Below are 22,568 nucleotides of genomic sequence, written 5' to 3'. Positions count from 1 at the left end.
TGGGAAGCCTAACGTTTCGCTAACCAATGGTCCTTATGTCTGCACCCGCAGGAAAGGCCATGAGCGAAGGTTCACCACCCCAACTCGATTGGCGCGTTGTCTTCAACCGCGCCGAACCGCCCGGTAAAACCGGGTGGGGCCGCGTGCGCGCCGCGCAGATCCAGGAGCTGAGCCGGTCGCTCAGCTTCGCAATCTGGAGCCAGGCATTCAACGCGATCCTGCTCGTCTTCATTATTCGGGATCAGGATTGGCGGATGCTAAGCGGGTGGCTCGTCGCGATCGCGGCGATGAACCTGCTGTCGATTCACCACGTCCGGCGGATGGCGCCTAGGGGTATCGTTGCCCGTCCAGCCATCGAGAAATCGTCTTATTATGGCGTGATCTTTGGACTTTTATGGGCATTTCCTGCGCAATATTTCGCGCCTTATGCCGATCACACGCAATTACTGGCCATCGGCTTGATCACGACGGGAATGATGGCCGCTGCGGCCTTCATCCTTGCCCCCATGCCGCTCGCTGCCGGGGCCTACATCTGCATCATGGGCGCGATCGTTACGAACATGCTGGCCCAATCCGGCTCGGCTGGCATTTCACCTGTGGGAATTGCCTATACGATCGGCCTTTTGCTCCTCGTCCTGACCAACGGACGGAATTTCATGCAGCGCAAATGGGTGGAGCTCGTTTTGGAAGAACGATCGGAGACGATCAGCCTTCTGCTTCGCGAATATGAAACCAGCGATGCCGATTGGCTTTGGCAGACCGACCGATTGCTCAGTCTTGAAAGCGTTTCCGCGCGCTTTGCCCGGGCGATCGGCCGCGAAGCCGCAGATTTGGAAGGCCAGCCGATCCTCAACCTCCTGCTCGAAAGCCGGGATGCCGACGAAGGGCTCGCCGGCATGCTGGACGGTGTCATCGACAAGATCCGCAAACAATCCTCCTTCTCCGAAATTACCGTCCCGCTCGTCAGTCCGCAGGGCGTGCGTTGCATCGAATTGTCGGCGCGCCCGCGCTACGATTCCAACGGGCGCTTCATCGGCTATCGCGGCGTCGGGTCCGACGTCACGCAGGCCCGGCAGGCGGCGGAACGCATCCAGCATATGGCCCGTCACGATCCGCTGACCGGCATGCCCAACCGGCTCCAAGTCATCGAAGCACTGGGCGCGGCGCAGGCGGGTGCCGATACGCGGGGGTCGGCCTGCGCCGTCATGCTGCTCGATCTCGACCGCTTCAAGACGGTGAACGATTCGCTCGGCCATGTCGCCGGCGATTATCTGTTGCAGGAACTGGCCAGGCGGATCGACAACCTGATCCCCGCCGCCGCCACGGCGGGCCGCCTTGGCGGGGACGAATTCGCGATCGTGCTTCCCGATACGGACCGCGAGCAGGTGCACCGGCTCGCCATCGAAATCATCGAGGCGGTGAAGGAACCGGTGGTCTACCAGGATCAGAATCTCTTCGTCGGCGTCAGCATCGGCGCGGCGTTCGGCCCCGGCGACGGCGACAGCGTGGAAGAATTGGTGCGCAACGCCGATCTCGCCCTCTATCGCGCGAAATCGAGTGGCGGCGACGACATCTGCTTTTACGAAGCGCGCTTCCACGAAAGCGCCGAGGAACGGCGCCGGCTTGAGCTCGCACTCCGCACCGCGCTCGAAAATGCGGAGTTCGACATCCACTACCAGCCGGTCGTGAATGCGGAGACGGCGCGGATCGAAAGTTTCGAAGCCTTGCTGCGCTGGCACCATCCGACGCTGGGCGACATTTCGCCCGCTAAATTCGTGCCCATTGCCGAGGAAACCGGCCTGATCGGGGCGATCGGCGAGTGGGTGTTGCGCACCGCCTGCCACGAAGCGGCGCAGTGGCCCGGCAATGTCCGCATCGCGGTCAACCTGTCGCCGCGCCAGCTGCTCGATCCCAATTTCCTGCTGAAACTGGTCTCCGCTTTGTCCTATTCCAACCTGAAGCCTGGCCTGCTGGAGCTGGAGGTGACGGAAACCGTCTTCCTCAACCTGACGCCCTTCACGAAAAAGGTGCTGCAGCAGATCCACAGCCTCGGCGTGCGCCTTGCCATGGACGATTTCGGAACCGGCTATTCGTCCTTGGGCTATCTGCGCGACACCAATTTCGACACGCTGAAAGTCGATCGCACCTTCGTCAAATCCCTGTCGCGCGAGGATCCGGGCAGCGGTGCGATCATCCGCGCCGTCGTGGCGCTTGCCGGCAGCCTCGGCATGACGACGGTGGCCGAAGGCGTGGAAACCGCCGAACAGCTCGATCTCGTCCGCGAATATGGCTGCGATCGCGTGCAGGGATTCATCTTCTCCGATCCGCTGACGGCCAGCGATGCCCGCAAACTGCTCATGGCGCGCGGGGCCATCAGCGCTGCGGCGTGATCCCGTCCAGGCGGGTGGAAATGAGGTGCAGTCCCTCTTGCGCTCCCCCATCGCCACCGCTAAGACCCGCCCTCTCCGGCTCCACAGGAGTGTAGCTCAGCTGGTAGAGCATCGGTCTCCAAAACCGAGGGCCGTGGGTTCGAGTCCCTCCACTCCTGCCATCTTCCTTTCGAAGGTGTGATGAAATGAGCGCCGGAGAGATTATATGAGGTCAGGGTCGCGGGGGTTCTCCCAAGTCGGCCATGGCCTTTTTTGTGTTGTTTGAAGAGGATCGTTCGTGGCGAAAGTCAGTCCCGGAGAATTCCTGCGGCAGGTGAAGGTGGAGACCGGCAAGGTCGCCTGGCCGACCCGCCGTGAAACCATGGTCACCACCGTCATGGTGTTCATCATGGCCACCCTCCTCGGCCTCTTCTTCTTCGGCGTCGATTCGGCGTTCAGCGCCATCGTCAAGGCGCTGCTCGGCCTCCTGAACTAAGGATCACCATGTCACGCTGGTACATCATCCACGCTTATTCGGGTTTCGAGAACAAGGTGCGCGACGCGATCGTGTCGGAAGCGCAGCGCCTGGGGCTCGAGCAGCTTGTCGAGGCCGTCGAAGTCCCCACCGAAAAGGTGACGGAAGTCCGCCGCGGCAAGAAGGTGACGTCGGACCGCAAATTCTTCCCGGGCTACGTCCTCGCGAAGCTCGCGATGAACGACGACGTCTACCACCTCGTCAAGAACACCCCGAAGGTGACGGGCTTCCTCGGCTCCAGCGGCAAGCCGCAGCCGATCAGCGAGGCCGAAGCCGCGCGCATCCTCAACACGAAGGAAGAAGCCGCCGCCGCCGCGCCCAAGACCAAGGTCAGCGTGGATTACGAGATCGGCGACAGCGTCAAGGTGCTGGAAGGCCCGTTCGCATCGTTCAACGGCCTCGTCGAGGAACTGGATTTCGACCGCGGCCGCGTAAAGGTCTCCGTCTCCATCTTCGGCCGCGCCACGCCGGTCGAACTGGAATTCGAACAGGTCGAGCTTAGCAAGTAAGACTTTTTGCGAAAGCAAAAGAAAAGGCCGGGGCAAAAGCTCCGGCCTTTCTTATTACAGGATTAGGCGTCATTCCGCGCCGCTATCCTGCCCCTCCGGCTCGGCTACCTTCAATCCCATCTTCTTGAGTTGCTGGAGCAGTAGTGCTCTCTCGTCCCATGACAGCAACGGATCGGCTCCCGTAAGCGGCGGACCGGACTTCGTTACGGTTATCCCCTCAGGTCCAGGCTTCAATTCCACCTGCGCGCCCGCGATCTTCACGATCGACATGCCCGACGGTGCATAGATTCGCCTGGGCGTACTGCTGGTCAGCGCATCGCCATAATAGATGCGTTCGGAAATCAGAATGAATTCGCCATCCTGCTTTTCATAGACGTAATCGACCCGCAGCGGCCTTTCGAATGCCGCTGCATCGTTGCGTTCGATCGGCGGCGGTCCGTCATTTGAGGATGTCGTCGCGTCGTAGGACAGACCCGTGACGGCGAACGCCGGCTGGCGCCCGGTCAAGACCGTGTGGTTGCCAAGGTTGCTATAGGGCACGCAAGCGGCCGACCATCCACCCTTGCCGATCGTCTGCGCCTTTTCCTTCTGAGGTTCATCGTCATGAATGGGCGCGCACCACGTCAGGTCCAGGTCGATTTGACGATATTCCTCATCGCCCACGGGCTGAAAGTCGGGCATCCCACCCCGGGTCACTTCCATACGCGAACGGGCCGGAAAGCCGTACACGACCGTCCCGGCCGCAAGCGAGCGCTTGCTGATCAAGGTCGACACGGACACGTCCTGCTTTAACACGCCGCGATAGGCGTGGTGGAAGGGCACCGTGGCCAATGCCTTGCCTGGGGAAAGCATCCCCTCGTGAATGACCGCGCCTTCATCGGTCATGAGCATGGGATAGGGGAATTTCTTGATTGCCATCAGCTGCGCCTGATTGGGCGTGTAGCCGACGCCAAGATTGACCAGGGTAGCGCCTTCCAGCCTAAAAAGACCGTCCGGTTGCACAGCCCCGAGCAGTCCGAGCTGGGGATTGTTCTTGGGGCCGACGGTGAAGGCGAGCGGGCCGATGCCAGCGATATAGCCGCCAGAAGAGACCGAGGCTGCGCCGCCCGCCCAGGAACTCAGCCGAGTACCGCGCCTGCAGGAAGCAAAGCTGCTATCCTTGTCATGCCAGCCGAAGGCTGCGGGTGAAACGGGCATATCCCGGTCGACCGTCGAAGACGCTGCGTAGCGCGGCCGGTCATAATCTTTGGCGCAATTGCGAAGCTCTACAGGAATTTCCGGCCGGGCTTCATCGGCCAATATGCGATAGGGCTGCGGTGCATCCAGCGGTTTTACCGCCTTCATCAAAGTCAAGTGATAGGGCTTCATTCCCCGTTCCGGAAGGGCATCGGCAATATGGTCGAAACGCCCGTCCGCATCCTTGTCGATCATGCAGAAAAACTGGCGCTTGGCTGCGTTCGCGCCGCAGAAATACCGAGGGCCTTGCGAATCCTTCAACCCGCTCGATCCGGCACCTCGATGCTCCTCATTGGGAAAAGCCCTCCATAATAAGTCGTCGGGCGATGGCGCATCCGTCATCGCCAACGTCGCAGCTTGGACAGGTTTCAGCGACAGGCGCGCGAGCAGGGGATTGTCCGGCTTCTTGCCTTTGGCCCACAGAGTTTGGGCAGCACCATTCGCGTCCACTCCAGTGAGCAGCAAAGGGACATCGATCACGCTCGTTTGCTCGATCTGCTGGACCGTCGGCGCCTGCGCAAGGGAGGGCTGCGGAAAAAGGGAAGCAGCCCCCATCCCATAGAAAAAACTTTGCTTCATTCGACGGATCGCCATTCTCTTCCCCCACGTTAAGTCTGCTGACCTAATATACGCCGACTATTTCCAAGTCGTTGCTTTTTCGGCGAGAAAGGGGCTCAACGTTAAAAGAACGTCGTCAGCCAATAAAAAAGCGCGCCGACCGCGCCTGACGCCGGGATGGTGATGACCCAGGCTGTCACCACGTTGCGCGCCACGCCCCAGCGGACGGCCGATGCGCGGCGGGCGACGCCGGCGCCGATGATGGAGCCGGTGATGGTGTGCGTGGTCGACACCGGGATGCCGAGGGCCGAGGCGGTGAAGATCATGATCGATCCGCTCAGCGATGCGCTGAAACCCTGGTGCTGCGACAATTTGGTGATGCGCGAGCCCATCGTTTCGATGATCTTCCACCCGCCCATGAGCGTGCCGAGGGCGATGGCGACATAACAGCTGATCGCCACCCAATGCGGCACTTCGAAATCGCCGGTCAGATAGCCGGTCGAATAAAGAAGCACGGTGATGATCCCCATCGTCTTCTGCGCATCGTTGAGGCCGTGGCTCAGCGAGTAGGCAGCTGAAGAAAGGAGATGCAGCCCCCGGAAGCTCCGCTCCGCTCCGCGCGCAGTTGACCGCTTCAAGGCCCAGCTGCTCGCCAGCATGATGAGCATGGCGAGGAACATGCCGAGCGTCGGCGACAGGACGATGGCGATCAGGGTCTTGTTGAGCCCGCTCCACTGCACCCCGGTGAGGCCCGCATGGGCGATCCCCGACCCCACCAGCCCGCCGACGAGGGCGTGGCTGCTCGACGAGGGAATGCCTTTGAGCCAAGTCAGCACGTTCCAGAACATCGCGCCGACCAGCGCACCGAAGATCACGGCGGGCGTCACCAGATCCTTGTCGATCAGCCCCTTGCCGATCGTATCGGCGACCGCGTGAAGCTGCGGAAAGGTGATGGTGAGGAAGTAAGCGGCGAAGTTGAACAGGGCCGCGAACAAAACCGCCTGCACCGGCCCCAGCAGCCGCGTCGCGACCACGGTGGCGATGGAATTCGCCGCATCGTGCAGGCCGTTCAGGAAGTCGAAGGCGAGAGCGAGGGCGATCAGCCCGATGAGCAGCGGCAAAGCCAGTTCGTGCATTAGGGTCCGTACTCAATTAGGGAGTGGGTTGGGATCGTCTGGAGAGCGCTTTTGGGCAGGAGAGAGCCGAAGGGCGGCCCTTGATGGGCCGTACGAGGCGATCGACGCATCCAAAAGCGCTCTCCAGACGACCGCGAAGCGGCGGATTGTCCTTTGCCGCCTGGCAGCGTCGCTTCGTCGGTCACGATGCATAAGCATCGCTCCTCTCCTCTCTCCTCCCCAGGCAACAAATGCCAACCCGTCACAACCCGCTCCCTAATTGAGTACGGACCCTTAGCTCTACCCGTCAGGCGTGTTCGATGACGATGCCGTCAATCTCGTTGGCGACATCCTCGAACGCGTCGGCGATCCGTTCCAGATGCTTGTAGATTTCGCGCTCGACGACGAAGCGGAGCGTGTCCGTCCCGCCATATTTCTTGAACGTGTTCTTGAGGCCCTTGGCGTGGATTTCGTCGGCATGGCCTTCCATCCGCACCAGCCGCTCGGTGAGCTCATGGAGCCGCGCGCCATTGCGGCCCACGTCGCGGAGCAAGGGCATGGCTTCCGCCGTCAACCGCGCGGCGTCGACGACGATCCCCGCCATGTCCTTCATTTCGGGCTCGAAGCCGGTGAATTCGTAAAGGCGGATGGCATTCACCGTCGCTTGCATCTCGTCGATGGCATTGTCCATCGCGCCAATCAGGCCCGTGATGGCGCCCCGGTCGAATGGTGTCAGAAAGGTTTGCCGCACCGTGTGGAGTACGTCGCGGGTGATGTTGTCCGCGTCATTCTCCCGCTCCAGCACTTCGCGAATATGCTCGTCGGCCGCTTTCCCGTCCTCGAACAGGCGCGCCATGGCGTTGGCCGCGGCGATGATCGTCGCGGCATGCGCTTCGAAGGATTCGAAGAAATTGCCGGTCTTCGGCAACAGGCGCTGGAACCAGGCGAACATTGAACTGACCTTTGCTGTCGTCGGGCCGGGAAGCGGCAGCGAGAACCGCCGCACGGCCGCGTTGAATTCGGATGTGCTGAAGGACCGGATGAGGTCGCGCAGATCGGGCTCGTCCACCGCGTCGGCGGCTTCCGCCAGGGTGAACCAGCGCCGCCCGCGCTCGCCTTGTTCCTTCCAGGCGGCAAGCTCTTCGGTTACCGCCAGCGGAAACACGTTGACGCTGACCATCAGCGATGCGCCGCTGCCCCGCCGCTTGCGATAGGTGTAGGAGCCGAGCGCGGTCGGGCAGACGCGCCCGGTGACGCCCGCTTCCTCCCGCGCCTCGAGCGCCGCGCCATCGTGCGGCGACAGGCCGGAAGTGAGGTTGCCCTTGGGGATGACCCAGCGCCTGCTCTCGCGCGAGGTGACCAGCAGCACCCGTGTCACCGCTTCGGCCGGCGGCCCGTCGATGCGATAAGGCAAAGCTGCGATTTGGCGAATGATGGGACGGACTCCGGCCTTGGAAGAACCGGCCCCGAGAGCCAGCTTATCCCCCCGCCGTCAAGGAAAAAGGGCCGGAAACGATGCTGCTTCCGGCCCCTTTGTTACATTTTTATGACAGGTCAGAAACGAAGGCCCGCGCCCAATTTCACCTGGTTGCGCGACACGTCGCCCCCCTCTTCCGTCTCGTTGTAAGAGGTGTGGAGATATTCAGCCTTGATATAGAGCGGGCCCGCGACCGCGAACTCCGCGCCGCCGCCGACATGATAGCCGCCGACATCGTCGGTGCCGGTGAAATTCTGCGTCTGGTCCTGAAGGTCGCGATAGGCGGCCTTGAAGCTGCCGTTCGACAGGCCCGCCTTGCCATACAGCAGCACGCGGTTGCTCGCTTGGAAACCAAGCCGCGCCCCCAGCGTGTAATTGCGCTTGCCTTCGAAGCAGAGTTCGTCGTCGCCCTCGACAAGCTGGCAATGCTCATTCTTCGGGAAATCGATTCCCGCATAAGCGCCGACGAGGGTCGAGCCGAGCTTCAGATCGTAACCGGCCTCGCCACCCACGGCGAAATCGTCCGATTTGTGGTCGAACAGGCCGTCGCCATCCTCGAAATCGCCTTTGACGGAAGCCGCGTCGCGGCTGCCATAGGCTTCGACGCGAAGGCCGGAGAAATCGGCGGCGGCGGCGGGCGCGGCGGCGAAGACGGCCGCTGCGGCGAGAACATGGTGAAACTTCATGATATTTCCTTCCTGAACGCCCGGCACAGTACAGCGCACCGGTCTAAGGCCCGATTGGCGTCCTCCGCCTTGCCGCTCCATGAACCGCGAGATGTGGCTCGCCCTATTGATCCACCCTCTCATTCAAACTCCCCCGTCATTCCAGCGAAAGCTGGAATCTCCCTTCCCTTCCGCATTTAACCAAATGAGATTCCAGCTTCCGCTGGAATGACGCCGTGATCCAAATGACGCTGGAGTGTTGCCCTGCATGGCCTCTTTCGCTATGGGCGCCCTCTTCCAACTCATCGCAGTCGGAAATTTGCGGGAGGACGTCTTGCGTCCGCTTGAACCGCTAAACTTGAAAGAGAGTGAAAATGGCTAAGAAAATCACGGGCTACATCAAGCTCCAGGTGCCCGCGGGCGCCGCCAATCCGTCGCCGCCGATCGGCCCTGCTCTGGGTCAGCGCGGCGTCAACATCATGGAATTCTGCAAGGCGTTCAACGCCGCGACCGGCGACCTTGAAAAGGCGATGCCGATCCCGACGATCATCACCGTCTATGCCGACCGTTCCTTCTCCTTCGAAACGAAGACGCCGCCGGCGACCTTCCTCATCAAGAAGGCCGCGAACCTGAAGTCGGGCTCGAAGGAGCCGGGCAAGGTGTCCGCCGGAAAGATCGCGCGTTCCAAGCTCACAGAGATCGCCGAGATCAAGATGAAGGATCTGAACGCGAACGATCTCGAAGCCGCGACGAAAATCATCGAAGGCTCCGCCCGCGCGATGGGCCTCGAAGTGGTGGAGGGCTGACATCATGGCAAAGCTGACCAAGAAGCAGAAAGCGCTCGCTACCCTCGACCGCGAAAAGCTCTATGGCGTCGATGAAGCCATCGGCACCGTGAAGACCCACGCGACCGCCAAGTTCGACGAAACGATCGAAGTCGCCATCAACCTCGGCGTCGATCCGCGTCACGCCGACCAAATGGTCCGCGGCGTCGTCACCCTGCCCGCGGGCACCGGCAAGGACGTCCGCGTCGCCGTCTTCGCCCGCGCGGGCAAGGCCGACGAAGCCAAGGCTGCCGGCGCCGAAGTCGTCGGCGCCGAAGACCTGATGGAAGCGATCCAGAACGGCCAGATGGACTTCGACCGCGTCATCGCGACCCCGGACATGATGGGCATCGTCGGCCGCCTCGGTAAGGTGCTGGGGCCCAAGGGACTGATGCCGAACCCGAAGCTCGGCACCGTCACGCCGAACGTCGCCGAAGCCGTGAAGGCGGCCAAGGGCGGCCAGGTGGAATTCCGCGTCGAAAAGGCCGGCATCATCCATTCCGGCATCGGCAAGGCGAGCTTCTCTGCGGACGACCTCCGCAAGAATTTCGACGCCTTCGTCGACGCCATCGTCAAGGCCAAGCCGGCCGGCGCCAAGGGCAAATATGTGAAGAAGATCGCTCTGTCTTCCTCCATGGGCCCGGGCCTCAAGGTCGACACGACGGAAGTCGCGAACGCTTAAGCAACAAGCGTCCGGACCGTTATTCCGGTCCGGGGCAAAAATGGAAAGGCCGGGGCGGAAACGCTCCGGCCTTTTTTGTTGCCTAGATGATAACCGCCCTTGGCCAAATATATGACAGTATAGTTGCATCAAAGATACAATCCTCGTCTGATAGTAGAAAAGCGCAATGTTGGTATTCCACTGCCCTCTTTTAGGCGGTAGATGATTGAACTTGGCTATAATTCGAGGTTAATATGCGTAGGCTGAACTCTTTGTCTCTTTCCGCAGCTTCTGTCCTGGCCCTGACGATCGCCACGTCGTCCGGTATTGCGAATGCCCAAGAAGCCCCTCAATCGACCGAGACCAGCCAAGAGGCGGTAGACGAGACACCCGCTGAAGCGGATAATCAGGAAATCATCGTTACTGGTTCGCGCATTGCGCGCCCGGAACTCGATTTTCCGAATCCCGTAACGACGTTCAGCAGCGAAACCCTGGAGCAATCGGGCCAAACCAACCTGACTGAATTTTTGTCCGAGTCTCCAGCGCTTATTTCTTCGCAGACTAGCTCCCAGAACTCCGGTTCCACCACTGCGGCTTTCGGCGGCACCAGTATTAATTTGCTGGATCTCCGCAATCTTGGAACCAACCGCACCCTCGTCCTGGTCGATGGTCGTCGCCATGTAGGAGGCTTGCCGGGCACAAATGCCGTCGATATCAATACCATTCCAAAGGATCTGCTTGATCGCGTAGACGTCCTGACGGGCGGTACATCGGCCATTTATGGCGCCGATGGCGTTTCGGGCGTGGTCAACTTCGTGCTGAAGCGGGACTTTGAAGGCCTTTCCGCTCGTGGCCAAGCCGGCATTTCCGAAGAAGGTGACGCGGGTAATCGCTTTTTCGCCATCACGGCAGGCAAGAATTTTGCTCAGGACCGCGGCAATGTCGCGATATCCTATGAATTCACCGAAGATGATCGAGTTAGCGGATTTGATCGTCGCCGGGTCGGCGATCCACGCTATGCTTTCAGCCTCGTGCGCAATCCCGCCGATTTTCCGGACAATCCAAATGTCTACGATCGCATCCTATTGAACGATCTCCGCTACGCCGACAGTTCGCGCGACAGTGCCGTGGACGTTGATCTCGATGGCCTACCCGATTTCACCGGCACCGGCAAAGTCTATGACCGCGGCCGGACCCTCCGCCAATCGGGGGGCTTGACGCAAGGCGGAGACAGCACTCCGCTCGCCGGCTATCAGGGAGATCTTCAGCCTGATAACCGGGTTCATAACGTCAACCTGATCTCTAGTTTTGAAGTAAGCGAGGCTCTTCGCCTCTTCGCGCAGGGCAAATATGTCAATACGCGTAGCTACAGCATTTCTCAGCCAAGCTTTGACTTCTTTACTTATCTCGCCCCAGACAATCCTTTCCTCATCGAACGCTTCGGAACGCGCGCGCCCGATGGCGCGCTTATCTCTCGCGACAATTTCGACCTTGGAGTGCGCGGCGAAACGGTTGATCGCGAGACCATTCGTGCGGTCTTCGGTGCTGATGGCCGCCTCGGCGATCATGCACGCTACGAAGTGTCCTACGTCTATGGAAAAACGAAATCGCGCTTCACGGAGGACGACTATCGTCTCGGCGACCGTTACTATGCCGCCCTTGATGCCGTGCGCGACCCGCTGACTGGGCGCATCGTCTGCCGCTCTACTTTGTTTCCCAACGGGAATATTGATCCGAACAATTACGATGCTCCTGCCACGACCTTCACTCCAGGCGCGAACAGCGGCTGCGTCCCCCTCAACCTTCTGGGCGAATATGTCGCCGATCCCGCCGCGATCGATTGGATCAATGTCGATCTTGTGAACCGCTTCACTGTCGATCAGCATGTTGTGTCAGGCTTCGTGTCCGGCGATCTTGGCGGACTGTTCCAGCTTCCCGGCGGACCGATCGGTTATGCCGTGGGCGCCGAATATCGCAAGGAATCGAGTGACTTCGTTTCCGATCCCTATCTCCAGGCTGGCGAGCTTCTCGATCTTGCGCAAATCTTGCCGGAGCAAGGTTCGTTCGACGTGAAGGAAGTGTTCGGCGAAGTTAATCTTCCGATTCTGGCGAACATGCCGTTCGCGCATACGCTTTCAGTCGGCGGCGCTGTCCGCCTGTCCGATTATTCGACTATCGGTACGACGACGACATGGTCGGTGAACGGCGTCTATGCACCTGTTCGCGACGTTCGCTTCCGCGCCACCTATTCCGAGGCCGTTCGCGCGCCGAACATCACCGAATTGTTCAGCCCGGAAAACGGCACCTTCTCGTTCATCGACGATCCCTGCGATCCCGTGAACATTCCTGAAGGTACCCAATTCCGCCAAGCCAATTGCACGGCGCTGCTTACAAATCTCGGTATTGATCCAGCGACGTTCAGCCCCACGAGCGATCCTACTGCAACTGTCAGCTTGCCAGGCCGGGCCGGCGGTAATCCTGACCTTGAGGAGGAAACGGCAAAGACCTGGACCGCAGGTATAGTTTTTACACCGACCTTCCTTCGAAATTTCACCCTGACGGCGGACTGGTACAATATTAAGCTGGCAAATGCGGTGAGCACCCCAACGGCCCAGGAGCTGACCGACCTTTGCGTCGATCAGCCGACCTTGGACAATGCTTTCTGTGCCTTGGTAGGCCGCGATCCGGACACCGGATATGTGAACGATTATCTCGTTGCTCCCCAGAACGTGGCGGAATTCCGGACTGCCGGTTTGGACTTGTCCTTAAATTACCGGTTTACGCCTGCTGAAAGCGTTGGCACATTCAACCTTCGTATTGTGGGTAATTACTTGGATAAGCTGACTTATATTCCGACGCCAGGAGCAGACATCGACGATGATCGCACCGAAGCCTTTGCGCCAAAGTATAGTGGTACGTTCGATCTCACTTGGGTCAAAGGCCCGCTGTCGATCAATTATGGCCTCAATTACTTCAGCAAAACGCGCCGGTATACGACCGAACAGGTTGAAGCCAACCCGGATATCGCGGATCCCAAATATATCTTTTATCGCGAAAAGTGGCAGCATGACCTGCGCCTCGCCTATGATGTATCTAAGGAGTTCGAGGTTTACGGTGGCGTAAACAACCTCACCGATGAGAAGGGGGATGTTGCATCTACCTCTTATCCATACAATTTCCTTGGACGCTTTTTCTATATCGGCGCACGTGTACGCTTGGCAGATATTGGATTTTGATTGATCAAGAGGAGGTATCGAATCTCCTCATGAATGCCGGGTAAATTAAAGGGCCGGGGCGGAAACGCTCCGGCCTTTTCGCGATGATGCACCTACACGCCTCTGCGAGCGGCGACTTGTCGCGCCTGTCCAACGGTCTTGCCGGCAACGCTCCCTTTCTTCCTTCAGATGCGTCTTCTCTGCGGCAGCGCCCTCGCCTCGACGTTCCTCGCCTCGGGGCTGGTCGGCGCGGCGCCCGCCGACGCGCAGATCGTGCGCATCGCGGAGCCGAATTCGGTGACCGTCACCAACTGGGGCGTTCAGGTCGGTTTCGACGAGGTTTCCGAAACGGTCGACGATCGCGGCGGCGTGGTGATGGCGGGCGTCCTCGCCGGCTATGTCCGCTCGGACGTCGATTTCAACGACGACGATGGCGAGGCGCGGTTCAGCGGCTACAATATCGGCGGCTACATGACCTACGTCACCGGCAATTTCTTCACCGACATCCTGGTGAAGGCCGACATCCTCGACCTCGATTATGCCAATGGCGGCATCGAACGGGACAATGACAATGTGCGCAGCTACGGCGCGCGGATCGATACCGGCTATCGCGCCAACCTCGGCGGCTTCTTCCTCGAACCGCAGGCGACCCTCGATTATGTCTATACCGAAATGGAGGATCTGGAGGTTTCCGGCGCGACGGTCGGCATGTCCGACGGGCGAACCCTGCGCGGGCGTCTCGGCCTTCGCGCCGGAACCAGCTTCGACACCGGCGGCACGCGGATCGAAGCGAGCATCATGCCGAGCGTCTGGCACTATCTCCACAGCGAAAGCGCCGTGGCGATCACGGGCGCGGGCGAAACCGTCCGGATCGACGATCCCCGCAACAAGACCTATGGCGAAGTGTCGGGCATCGTGAACGTCTTCGGCGCGTCCGACCGCACTTCGGCTTTCCTAAAGGCCGACTACCGGTTCGGCGACGACCTCAAAGGCTATGGCCTCAGGGCTGGCCTCCGCTTCCAGTTCTAAGCCTTGGCCCGACCTTGAAAAGAGCCCCCCGGCAGCAATGCCGGGGGGCTCTTTGCGTGAGACCGCTGGGCAATGTGGGCAAGGACGAAGCCCGCTGACGCTTGGCCGCTTCGCCCCACCGGAACGTAGAACGTTTAGCGGAACGCCCACCGCAATGTGCTCGCCATGCCGAATGTGCCGGCCCGAATCAATGAGGCCGCGACCCCTGGGCCGGAAAAGCCATGCATCCGGCGCGCCCAGGCGGGGAGGAGATCGATCGCGGCCTGGACGGTGAGCAGCTGCACGCCCCGGGTCGCACGTGACGAGCCGCGTGAGTTAAGGACGATCCGCGCCACGTCCCGGGATCGCGCGTCGGCAACGAGCTCGGGCCGCATCGCCGCGATCATCGCTTCCGCCTCGGCTCGGCTAAGCGGCGGGCGTTCGACGCCCAGCGCGCCGCCGATCCGTGCCGCTTCCGCGAAATAACGGTCTTGATCGGCGCGGCTCATTCCTAGCTCCCCGTACCGGATCCAAGCATCGAGAAAGCTGACCGTTTCGGTCAGGTGCACCCACAGGAGCAGGTCGGGATCGTCGGCGCGATAGGGCGTGCCGTCGGGCAGCGTCCCGGCCACATGATCGTGGATACGCCGCACCCGGTCGATCGCGGCTCCGGCCTCGTCGCGATGTCCGTAGTCGTCAGCGCGATGAAGCGCGCGGTGCGGCGCAGGCGGCCCAGCATGTCACGCCGGAAGTCGGAGTGGTCCCACACGCCCGCCAGCACTTTGGGGTGCAGCATCTGCAACAGCAGCGCCGCGATCCCGCCCACCATCATCGTGGTGACGTCGCCATGGACGCGCCAGATGACGGAATCAGGAGAAAACAGAGCATCCGCGGAACGTTGCACCGGCCCCTCGCCGCGCGCTGAATCGTGAAAAACGGCGCGCACTTCTCCCGCGATCCGCCGTTTATCGCGCGCGCAACCGGATCGGCACCTGTCAAGCGGGCGGCCCGGTGCGTGAAGCTGGCCATCGGGCTTTCTCCTGAGGCGCGATACAGGTTGGTCCTCGCTCAAGAGAACGGACGCCGGCAAGGAACATCGCTCAATCCTGATCATTGGCGGTGAAAGGAGAGCCGCCATGGCCACGCAGCCCGGACAGCCGGATATCATCACGCCCCAATCGCCGCCCGAAATCCAGCCGGTGCAGCCGTCGCCAGACCAGCCGGACACCAGCCCCCCGGAAACCATCCCGCCCGATCCGGGCCGGGACGACCCGGACCCGGCCCTGCCCGAAACGCCAGCGCAGCCTCAGCCGCTTTAGGCCCTGCTTTAGGAGCTGAACGGGCCGGAAGCGGGCAGCCAAAATCGATCTTGGAACAGCCGCGCGGCATATTTTTGGCAAGGGGCGGCACCCGCGAAGCATCGGTTGCAAGCTGCCCGCCTTGCGCTTACATAAGAATTGCTCACGTCGCCTGCGACGGAATTTGTCGGCGCCTCGCGCGCCTCTCCTTCCCTTTCACGCTTCAATAGCTCCGCTGCGCCGGTTGCGCGCGGAAAACCTGTCATCGTGAAAGGACCGCGCATGACCGTTGGTACCGTAAAATTCTTTAACTACGACCGGGGCTATGGCTTCATCTTCAACGATGCGGGCGGCGCCGATGCGTTCGTCCACATCACCGCCGTGGAAACCGCCGGGCTCCCCGGGCTGAACAAGGATCAGCGGGTCAGCTACGAACTTGAAACGGACGCACGCGGCAAGACCTCCGCGATCAACCTGCAAGCTGCCTGAACCCTTCCGGGGGCAAGCGCCTGCCCCTTTCAATCGAATATCGGAGACATTCATGTCGAGACGCGCCATTCACCCGTACCTGATCGCCAAGGATGAGGAAGGGCATTTCCGCCTTACCATTCGTGAAACCCGATACAATTCGCAGCATTATCCGCTGGTGACCTCCACCTTGCAGGACGAGCTGTTCAAGACCGCCACCGCCGCCCGCGCTCATGCCAAGGAGCATTATGGCGCGGAAGCCGGGCAGTTCGCGACGAAATAAACGCTTGGTCTTTTCCCGGTTGTCGGGCGCGCCGTTTCTGGAACAGGTGCGGCCGACAACCGTCTCTAGCCAAGTTCAGGAGTTGATGAGACATGAGTTCATATAAGGATCCGTCCTTTCAGGACCGGGTCGGCAGAGCCTTGGAAGCGAAACGGAAAGCGCTCGATGCCCTGCGTTCGAAGGCCCCCGTCGACGAGAAGGTCGTCGCGGAGCGGCAAGCGGTGCGTGCACGGCGCGAAGCCGCCGAAGCTGAAAAGCGTGAAGCGAAGAAGGCGGCGGAAAGTGCCGCCAAGGAGGCGAGAGCCCTCAAGGCCGCCGAGAAAGCCGCGTCGATTCCCGCGCCGCCGACTGAAGCGGATCGCAAGGCCGCGCGCGATGCGCGCTACGCGGCGCGCAAAAGCAGGAAATAGGGCTTTAGCAGCCATGTCGAGCAAGAGCCCCGCTACGCTGCAAGTGCGCACGGCCAGTCCTAAGGACGTAGCGGGCATACTCGCGCTCATCAGTCGCGCTTATCCTGGCATCGAAAATTACAATGCCGGGCAGATACGCGGCCAGATCAACAACTTCCCCGCAGGGCAGTTCGTCGCGGTCTTCGAGGGCGAAATCGTCGGCTATTGCGCCTCTTCGCGGATCGACGAGGTGATCGCGCTGGCGCCGCACGATTGGGCGACGATCACCGGCAATGGCTTTGGCAGCCGCCACGATCCCACTGGGGACTGGCTGTACGGAATCGAAATGGCCGTGGACGAACGTCAGCGCGGCCTTCGTATCGGCAAGCGTCTGTATGAAGCGCGACGGGCTCTCGCCGAACGGCTGGAGTTGCGCGGCATCGTCTTCGGCGGCCGGATGCCGGGCTATGCGCGCGTTAAGTCGAAAGTGGACGGCCCCGAAGACTATCTCGACCGGGTGCGCGAAGGAAAGTTCCGCGACCCCGTCATTGGCTTTCAGCTTTCGAATGGGTTCACGCCGATCGGAGTGCTTCGCAAATATCTCCCGTTCGACAAGGCGTCCGACGGGTTTGCCGCGCACATGGTATGGCGCAATCCTTATGTGGACCCGAACGAGCCGCTCGCCTTCCGCGTGCCACGCGATGTTGAAAGCGTCCGCCTCGCTACCGTCCAGCTCCAGGCGCGGGCGGTGAAGAGCTTCGATGAGTTCGTCCACAATGTCGAATATTTCGTCGACGTGGCGGCGGACTATCGCTCCGATTTCGTAGTGTTTCCAGAATTGTTCACCATGTCGCTCCTCTCGTTTGAAAAGGAAGCGCTGTCGCCGATGGAGGCGATAGACCGTATGACCGATCACCGCGCGCCGATCGTCGCCGAATTGTCGCGCATGGCGCTGCGTTACAACATCAACATCGTCGGCGGATCCCACCCGACCCGCACCGAAGACGGCAGCATCCAGAACGTCGCTTATATCTGCCTGCGCGACGGATCGGTCCACGCGCAGGAGAAGATTCACCCGACGCCGAACGAAGCGTATTGGTGGAAAATCAAGGGCGGGAACTCGGTTGAGGTCATCCAGACCGACATCGGGCCCATCGGCGTGCTCATCTGCTATGATAGCGAGTTTCCGGAACTTGCCCGGCGGCTGGTGGATGAAGGCGCGCGGATTATCTTCGTGCCTTTCTGCACCGACAATCGCCAGGGCTATATGCGGGTGCGCTACTGCGCGCAGGCAAGGGCTATCGAGAACCAGTGCTTCGTCGTCTTGTCCGGGAATGTCGGGAACCTTCCCGGAGTCGACAATATGGACGTGCAATATGCTCAATCGTGCATCCTCACGCCCTGCGATTTCCCGTTCGCCCGCGACGGTATCGCGGCGGAAGCAAGCGAGAATATCGAAACGCTGACGATCGCTGACGTGAATCTCGCCGATCTCACCTGGGCACGTGCGGAAGGCACCGTTCGCAACCTTTCAGACCGCCGGTTTGATCTTTATCGCATCGATTGGAATCGTGGCCAAGATGATCGCCCCTCTCCCGATATGCGGCCGATGGGGTCCAAGGCACCGGGCGGTGGCTAGGCACCAAGTCTCTACGGAGGCGAGCACATGATTTCCCGGATGCGGCCAATGCTTTCAAGGGCGCATATTCAAGCTGCACCCATGCCCGCTCTCGGCACCGCTCGGCGCCCGGCGCGGCTTGGCGGTTGACTTTGCGGGAGATTGCGGTAGAGGCGCGGGCTTGCCGGGTGGGCTTTCCCGCCGGGCAGCCGTCCGAGACAGTTGGTGGAGGTGATTTGGCCTCCTTAATGTCCAGCCTAGACGGGGAAGAGTTTCAAGCCGAACGGCTCAGCCGCATCGGTGTCTGCCTGAACGATCAGGCCGTCAGCCCTACCCCTCGGACATAAGTACCCGCGCGGCGGATGGTCCGCCGTGCGTAATGGAGTGTAAGGCATGGATCGCGCTCAAAAAGCCGAGCAGGTCGCACAGCTGAAGCAGACGTTCAACGAGAGCGCGGTCGTGGTCATCACCCGCAATCTCGGCCTGACGGTGGCGCAATCGACCACCCTCAGGAACCGGATGCGTGAAGCCGGCGCCAGCTTTAAGGTGTCCAAGAATACGCTCGCTCTGATTGCCGTAGAGGGCACGACCTACGCACCCATCAGCGACATGCTGACGGGTCCGACGGCGCTCGCCACCTCCACCGATCCCGTCGCGGCCGCCAAGGTGGTCGTCGACTTCGCGAAGACGACCGACAGGTTCGAAATCGTGGGCGGTGCGATGGGCGATACGCTCCTCGATGTCAACGGAGTGAAGGCGCTCGCCGAGCTTCCGTCTCTCGATGAACTGCGTGCAACGATCATCGGCCTCATCCAGGCGCCGGCGACCAAGATTGCGCGGACCATCAACGAGCCGGGCGCACAGCTTGCGCGTGTCTTCGGCGCTTTCGCCGCCAAGGCAGACGCCTGATTTTTTCTTGTTGAACTGAACATACGGGGCCGACGCGCCCTCATTGGAGACTTAAAATGGCAGACATCAATGCTCTCGTTGATCAGCTTTCCGAGCTGACCGTCCTCGAAGCCGCCGACCTCGCGAAGGCGCTGGAAGAAAAGTGGGGCGTTTCGGCCGCCGCGGCTGTCGCGGTTGCTGGCCCGGCTGGCGGCGGCGCCGCTGCTCCGGCCGCTGAAGAGAAGACCGAATTCGACGTGATCCTCACCGGCGACGGCGGCAAGAAGATCAACGTCATCAAGGAAGTCCGCGCGATCACCGGCCTCGGCCTCGGCGAAGCCAAGGCGCTCGTCGAAGGCGCTCCGAAGCCGATCAAGGAAGGCGTGAACAAGGACGAAGCCGAAAAGATCAAGAAGCAGATCGAGGAAGCAGGCGGCACCGTCGAGCTCAAGTGATCCGAGGCGCCTTGCGGCGCATCGGAGTCATCCCGGACTTGATCCGGGATCCAGGCTTTGAAAGAAGGCGGTTCCCTAGGGGCCGCCTTCTTTTGTTAACTTCACGTCATTATCATCCTTCCAATGAGAAGTGCATCGCCATTTGCCGGAGGCGGCAGACACTATACACTTGCCGAACAGCTTCGCGGGATCGATGAATGGGAGCAAGCGGGCTGGAACCATAAATTCGTGCAGCGGCCGGATGAGATAGCCTCTTGCGCCGAGGTCGCCGGCCTGTCGCGAAGCAAAACCTCCTATCGCGGAATCGGTGAGTGCCGGACCATCCGCTACCTCGTCGCCCGGTCGGTGGATCAGCCGTTCCTCGAGGAAATCTGCACCCTGAAACAACTGGAGCGTCTGGATCTCAACGGTCCGGTTACAGCAGCGAACATTGACTGCTTAGGCAATCTGACACGCCTGCGGCACCTAAGAATTGATAGTGCGCGTAACGTCACGGATTTCAGCCCCCTGCTTCTTATGCCGGCCTTGAAGCGTTTGTTCATCGAGAATGCGAAGCATATCTCAACTTTGGCCTGGCTCAATGATGCCCATCAACTTGAAGCCTTGGGCGTGGAGGGCAGCATGTGGATCCCGCTGACGCTACACAGTTTGAAACCAATTGCCGGCCTCAGATCCCTGCAAGGCCTCTTCCTCACCTCCGTCCGGCTTCAGGATAAAGACCTTTCTTCACTGGCAACCCTCTCAAGGCTCAAATTATTGCAGTGTGCGCGTTTCGCACCCCAAGCGGAATTCGAGCGGCTCCATCAGGCCAAACCCGATCTCGAATGCACCTGGTTCGACACGCGAAATTGGAAATAATTTAACTCCATTATCAACGGAAAGGGATGGAACCCGACCTCGGAACCGTCGTTCCATGATTGGTCCGTAACGCCTGCAAGCCTGGAGGCCATGCCTGATGAAGATCTGTTTTCCCTTCATCGCGCAGGCGCATCAGACCTTTCATGCGCTGCCGATCGCGCTGGAACTCTCGCGCCGTCACAAGGACGCGGAAGTCCATATCGCCGCGGCGACTCCCGCCCACCTCGCCTTCGTGAAGAAGCTCGCCCGCCAATATTATCCGGACGCCCGACCCATTTTCGAGATGCTGAGCCTGCCGCGTTGGGTCCGCGACAGCATCCCGCGCTGGGGCCAGGGCATCGCGCCCAAGCTCCTCTCCCTCTTTTGCAACCTGCGCTATTTCAGCGGCTTCGACGCCTTGGTCGTCCCGGAACGCACGACCTTGCTGCTGAAACGCTTCCTGAAGAAGCCGCGCTTCATCTGGACGCGGCACGGCGCCGGGGATCGCGCCAGCGGCTTCCAGAAGGATATCGGCCAGTTCGACTTCGTGCTGATGTCCGGCGGCAAGATCGAGAAAAGGCTGCTTGAGGAGCATCTGGTCGAGGAGGGCCATTACGCCACCGGCATCTATGCCAAATTCGATCTCATCCGGCGCATGAAGCGCGAGCCGCTTTTTTCGAACGGCCGGCCGACCGTGGTCTACAATCCACATTTCTGGCTGAGCCTGTCGTCCTGGCCGGCCTGGGGGCAACAGGTGCTCGATCATTTCGCGCGCAGCGATCGCTACAACCTGGTCTTCGCGCCGCACATCCGGCTCTTCTACCCGCCGCGCCCCGACAAATATGCGCCGTTCGCGCGCTTCGACCGGCTGCCGCACATGCGGATCGACCTTGGCAGCGTCGCGTCGGCGGATATGACCTATACGATGGGGGCGGACCTCTATCTGGGCGACGTCAGCAGCCAGGCGGCCGAATTCCTGATCCGCCCCCGCCCTTGCCTGTTCCTCAACGCGCATGGGGCGGACTGGCGGGGCGACCCCAATTACCGTTTCTGGGACATGGGGCCGGTGATCGACCATGTGAATGATCTGGAGGCGGGGCTTGAGGAAGCGTTCAGCACCCACGAACGCTACCGGCAACGGCAGATCGATTATATTCGCGACACGTTCGGCGCGGCGGACAAGCCGACCGGCCCCGTCGCGGCGGATGCGATCATGCGGTTTCTCAAGGCCGAGGCGGCTCAACCTGCGGCGATGGCGCCCAATATCGGACAATCGGCACCCGCATCGCCCGCACATGCATCGGCGAGCAGCTGAAGCTCGTCGCGGAGGCGCTGCAATTCGCCGAGGCGCGCGTCGATCGTCCGCAAATGGGTGAGGGCCAGCCGCTTCACCTCCGCGCTGGCTCGCCCCGGATCCTGGTAGAGGCCGAGCAGCTCCCCGCATTCCTCCACCGAAAAACCGAAGGCGCGCGCCCGCCGCACGAAGGCGAGACGCCCGACTTCCACCGTGCCGTAGATGCGATAGCCGGACGCCGCGCGCCCCTCCGGCACGACCAGGCCGATATCGGCATAATAGCGCACCGTCTTTACTGGCAATCCCGCCGCCTGGGCCGCCTGTCCGATCGTCATTCCCGGCAATGTCTTGACCTTCCAGTTACTGGAAGCCTTATTTCGCCCGCCATGGCCGCCGAATCAAGGAGCAACCTCATGGCCCATGCCGCCGCCCTGCCCGATTTCCATTGGCATTGCCGTCACACATGGCGCCGCGCCTCGGTCAACACCGCCTGGTGTCTGACCGGCTGCGCGGCCGGCGACTTCGGAACCATCGCCTTCTTCCAGCTGACCGGCATCGCCTGGCCGACCATGGCGATCATGATCCTCGCGACGCTGAACGGCATCCTCGCGTCGATCGCGCTCGAAACCGCCATCCTGTCGCGCCAGATGGCGTTGCGCACCGCCTTCAAGACCGCGATCGGCATGTCGCTCATCTCGATGATCGCGATGGAAGCGGCGATGAACGGCGTCGACTGGCTCTTGACCGGCGGCGCGATGCTCACCTGGTGGGTCTTGCCGATCATGCTGCTGGCCGGATTCCTTGCCCCGCTTCCCTATAATTACTGGCGCCTCAAGGCCCTGGGCCGCGCCTGTCACTGACCTTTC

Annotated in this window: 22 protein-coding genes, 1 tRNA gene and 1 pseudogene; 18 read left to right on the top strand and 6 right to left on the bottom strand. The window is 61.2% G+C overall.

The window, feature by feature from the left end; translation table 11 throughout:
• Nucleotides 1–59: 59 nt before the first annotated feature.
• The 4 genes from IC614_RS00670 to nusG all read left to right on the top strand — a co-directional run bounded on the left by IC614_RS00670 (nucleotide 60) and on the right by nusG (nucleotide 3,413).
• Nucleotides 60–2,390 (top strand): putative bifunctional diguanylate cyclase/phosphodiesterase, encoded by a 2,331-nt coding sequence (locus IC614_RS00670; protein WP_200971845.1) that lies wholly within the window; start codon nucleotides 60–62, stop codon nucleotides 2,388–2,390.
• An 85-nt stretch (nucleotides 2,391–2,475) separates the two neighbouring features.
• A tRNA-Trp gene (locus IC614_RS00665) sits at nucleotides 2,476–2,551 on the top strand.
• Between the two features lie 116 nt (nucleotides 2,552–2,667).
• Entirely contained in the window at nucleotides 2,668–2,865 is a 198-nt protein-coding gene (gene secE, locus IC614_RS00660) for a preprotein translocase subunit SecE (RefSeq protein WP_200971844.1), read from the top strand.
• A gap of 8 nt (nucleotides 2,866–2,873) precedes the next feature.
• Nucleotides 2,874–3,413, top strand: coding sequence for a transcription termination/antitermination protein NusG (nusG, locus tag IC614_RS00655; protein WP_200971843.1), 540 nt, complete (start codon nucleotides 2,874–2,876; stop codon nucleotides 3,411–3,413).
• A gap of 69 nt (nucleotides 3,414–3,482) precedes the next feature.
• On the opposite strand, the gene IC614_RS00650 is transcribed toward nusG, so the two are convergent.
• The 4 genes from IC614_RS00650 to IC614_RS00635 all read right to left on the bottom strand — a co-directional run bounded on the left by IC614_RS00650 (nucleotide 3,483) and on the right by IC614_RS00635 (nucleotide 8,485).
• Nucleotides 3,483–5,204 carry a hypothetical protein gene (locus tag IC614_RS00650; RefSeq protein ID WP_207791130.1) on the bottom strand — a complete coding sequence of 574 codons (1,722 nt, stop codon included), beginning with the start codon at nucleotides 5,202–5,204 and terminating at the stop codon, nucleotides 3,483–3,485.
• Between the two features lie 125 nt (nucleotides 5,205–5,329).
• On the bottom strand, nucleotides 5,330–6,343 hold the full coding sequence (locus IC614_RS00645; RefSeq protein WP_200971841.1) for an inorganic phosphate transporter: 1,014 nt from the start codon (nucleotides 6,341–6,343) through the stop codon (nucleotides 5,330–5,332).
• A gap of 286 nt (nucleotides 6,344–6,629) precedes the next feature.
• The gene (locus IC614_RS00640; RefSeq protein ID WP_226372673.1) at nucleotides 6,630–7,736 is read right to left on the bottom strand and encodes a DUF47 family protein; all 1,107 of its coding nucleotides are present in this window, start codon (nucleotides 7,734–7,736) and stop codon (nucleotides 6,630–6,632) included.
• Nucleotides 7,737–7,876: 140 nt separating this feature from the next.
• Nucleotides 7,877–8,485, bottom strand: a complete 609-nt coding sequence (locus IC614_RS00635) for an outer membrane protein (protein WP_200971840.1) — start codon at nucleotides 8,483–8,485, stop codon at nucleotides 7,877–7,879.
• Nucleotides 8,486–8,838: 353 nt separating this feature from the next.
• Between IC614_RS00635 and rplK the strand changes: the two genes are divergently transcribed.
• The 4 genes from rplK to IC614_RS00615 all read left to right on the top strand — a co-directional run bounded on the left by rplK (nucleotide 8,839) and on the right by IC614_RS00615 (nucleotide 14,193).
• A complete protein-coding gene (rplK, locus tag IC614_RS00630) occupies nucleotides 8,839–9,270 on the top strand; it encodes a 50S ribosomal protein L11 (protein WP_200971839.1) in 432 nt (143 codons plus the stop codon).
• Between the two features lie 4 nt (nucleotides 9,271–9,274).
• Complete coding sequence (gene rplA, locus IC614_RS00625; RefSeq protein ID WP_200971838.1) at nucleotides 9,275–9,970, top strand: 50S ribosomal protein L1; 696 nt, start codon at nucleotides 9,275–9,277, stop codon at nucleotides 9,968–9,970.
• Between the two features lie 233 nt (nucleotides 9,971–10,203).
• Nucleotides 10,204–13,185 (top strand): TonB-dependent receptor domain-containing protein, encoded by a 2,982-nt coding sequence (locus tag IC614_RS00620; protein WP_200971837.1) that lies wholly within the window; start codon nucleotides 10,204–10,206, stop codon nucleotides 13,183–13,185.
• 168 nt (nucleotides 13,186–13,353) lie between these two features.
• Nucleotides 13,354–14,193 (top strand): autotransporter outer membrane beta-barrel domain-containing protein, encoded by an 840-nt coding sequence (locus IC614_RS00615; RefSeq protein WP_200971836.1) that lies wholly within the window; start codon nucleotides 13,354–13,356, stop codon nucleotides 14,191–14,193.
• Between the two features lie 134 nt (nucleotides 14,194–14,327).
• Here the strand turns inward: IC614_RS00615 and IC614_RS00610 are convergent.
• Nucleotides 14,328–15,001: pseudogene (locus IC614_RS00610) on the bottom strand (oxygenase MpaB family protein).
• 307 nt (nucleotides 15,002–15,308) lie between these two features.
• Between IC614_RS00610 and IC614_RS00605 the strand changes: the two are divergent.
• The 9 genes from IC614_RS00605 (at nucleotide 15,309) to IC614_RS00565 (ending at nucleotide 21,723) form a co-directional block, all read left to right on the top strand.
• Entirely contained in the window at nucleotides 15,309–15,491 is a 183-nt protein-coding gene (locus IC614_RS00605; RefSeq protein WP_200971835.1) for a hypothetical protein, read from the top strand.
• Between the two features lie 261 nt (nucleotides 15,492–15,752).
• On the top strand, nucleotides 15,753–15,959 hold the full coding sequence (locus tag IC614_RS00600) for a cold-shock protein (RefSeq protein ID WP_200971834.1): 207 nt from the start codon (nucleotides 15,753–15,755) through the stop codon (nucleotides 15,957–15,959).
• Nucleotides 15,960–16,011: 52 nt separating this feature from the next.
• Complete coding sequence (locus IC614_RS00595) at nucleotides 16,012–16,221, top strand: hypothetical protein (protein WP_200971833.1); 210 nt, start codon at nucleotides 16,012–16,014, stop codon at nucleotides 16,219–16,221.
• Nucleotides 16,222–16,313: 92 nt separating this feature from the next.
• Nucleotides 16,314–16,631, top strand: coding sequence for a DUF6481 family protein (locus tag IC614_RS00590; protein WP_200971832.1), 318 nt, complete (start codon nucleotides 16,314–16,316; stop codon nucleotides 16,629–16,631).
• A gap of 13 nt (nucleotides 16,632–16,644) precedes the next feature.
• Complete coding sequence (locus IC614_RS00585; protein WP_200971831.1) at nucleotides 16,645–18,249, top strand: carbon-nitrogen hydrolase family protein; 1,605 nt, start codon at nucleotides 16,645–16,647, stop codon at nucleotides 18,247–18,249.
• A 372-nt stretch (nucleotides 18,250–18,621) separates the two neighbouring features.
• Complete coding sequence (gene rplJ, locus IC614_RS00580) at nucleotides 18,622–19,137, top strand: 50S ribosomal protein L10 (protein ID WP_200971830.1); 516 nt, start codon at nucleotides 18,622–18,624, stop codon at nucleotides 19,135–19,137.
• Nucleotides 19,138–19,193: 56 nt separating this feature from the next.
• The gene (gene rplL, locus IC614_RS00575) at nucleotides 19,194–19,571 is read left to right on the top strand and encodes a 50S ribosomal protein L7/L12 (RefSeq protein WP_200971829.1); all 378 of its coding nucleotides are present in this window, start codon (nucleotides 19,194–19,196) and stop codon (nucleotides 19,569–19,571) included.
• 123 nt (nucleotides 19,572–19,694) lie between these two features.
• Entirely contained in the window at nucleotides 19,695–20,429 is a 735-nt protein-coding gene (locus IC614_RS00570) for a leucine-rich repeat domain-containing protein (protein WP_200971828.1), read from the top strand.
• 97 nt (nucleotides 20,430–20,526) lie between these two features.
• Nucleotides 20,527–21,723, top strand: a complete 1,197-nt coding sequence (locus IC614_RS00565; protein ID WP_200971827.1) for a hypothetical protein — start codon at nucleotides 20,527–20,529, stop codon at nucleotides 21,721–21,723.
• On the opposite strand, the gene IC614_RS00560 is transcribed toward IC614_RS00565, so the two are convergent.
• Nucleotides 21,648–22,037, bottom strand: a complete 390-nt coding sequence (locus IC614_RS00560; protein WP_200971826.1) for a MerR family DNA-binding protein — start codon at nucleotides 22,035–22,037, stop codon at nucleotides 21,648–21,650. The two genes, IC614_RS00565 and IC614_RS00560, sit on opposite strands and share 76 nt — an antisense overlap.
• Nucleotides 22,038–22,088: 51 nt before the next feature.
• Here IC614_RS00560 and IC614_RS00555 point away from each other — a divergent pair, with 51 nt between their 5' ends.
• Complete coding sequence (locus IC614_RS00555; RefSeq protein ID WP_226372672.1) at nucleotides 22,089–22,562, top strand: DUF4396 domain-containing protein; 474 nt, start codon at nucleotides 22,089–22,091, stop codon at nucleotides 22,560–22,562.
• The last annotated feature ends 6 nt before the right edge of the window (nucleotides 22,563–22,568 follow it).

Origin of the sequence: Sphingosinicella flava (assembly GCF_016025255.1) — a bacterium.
Lineage (GTDB): Bacteria > Pseudomonadota > Alphaproteobacteria > Sphingomonadales > Sphingomonadaceae > Allosphingosinicella > Allosphingosinicella flava.
Note: the sequence above shows the minus strand (reverse complement) of the source record. Positions and strands in the feature narration are given on the sequence as shown.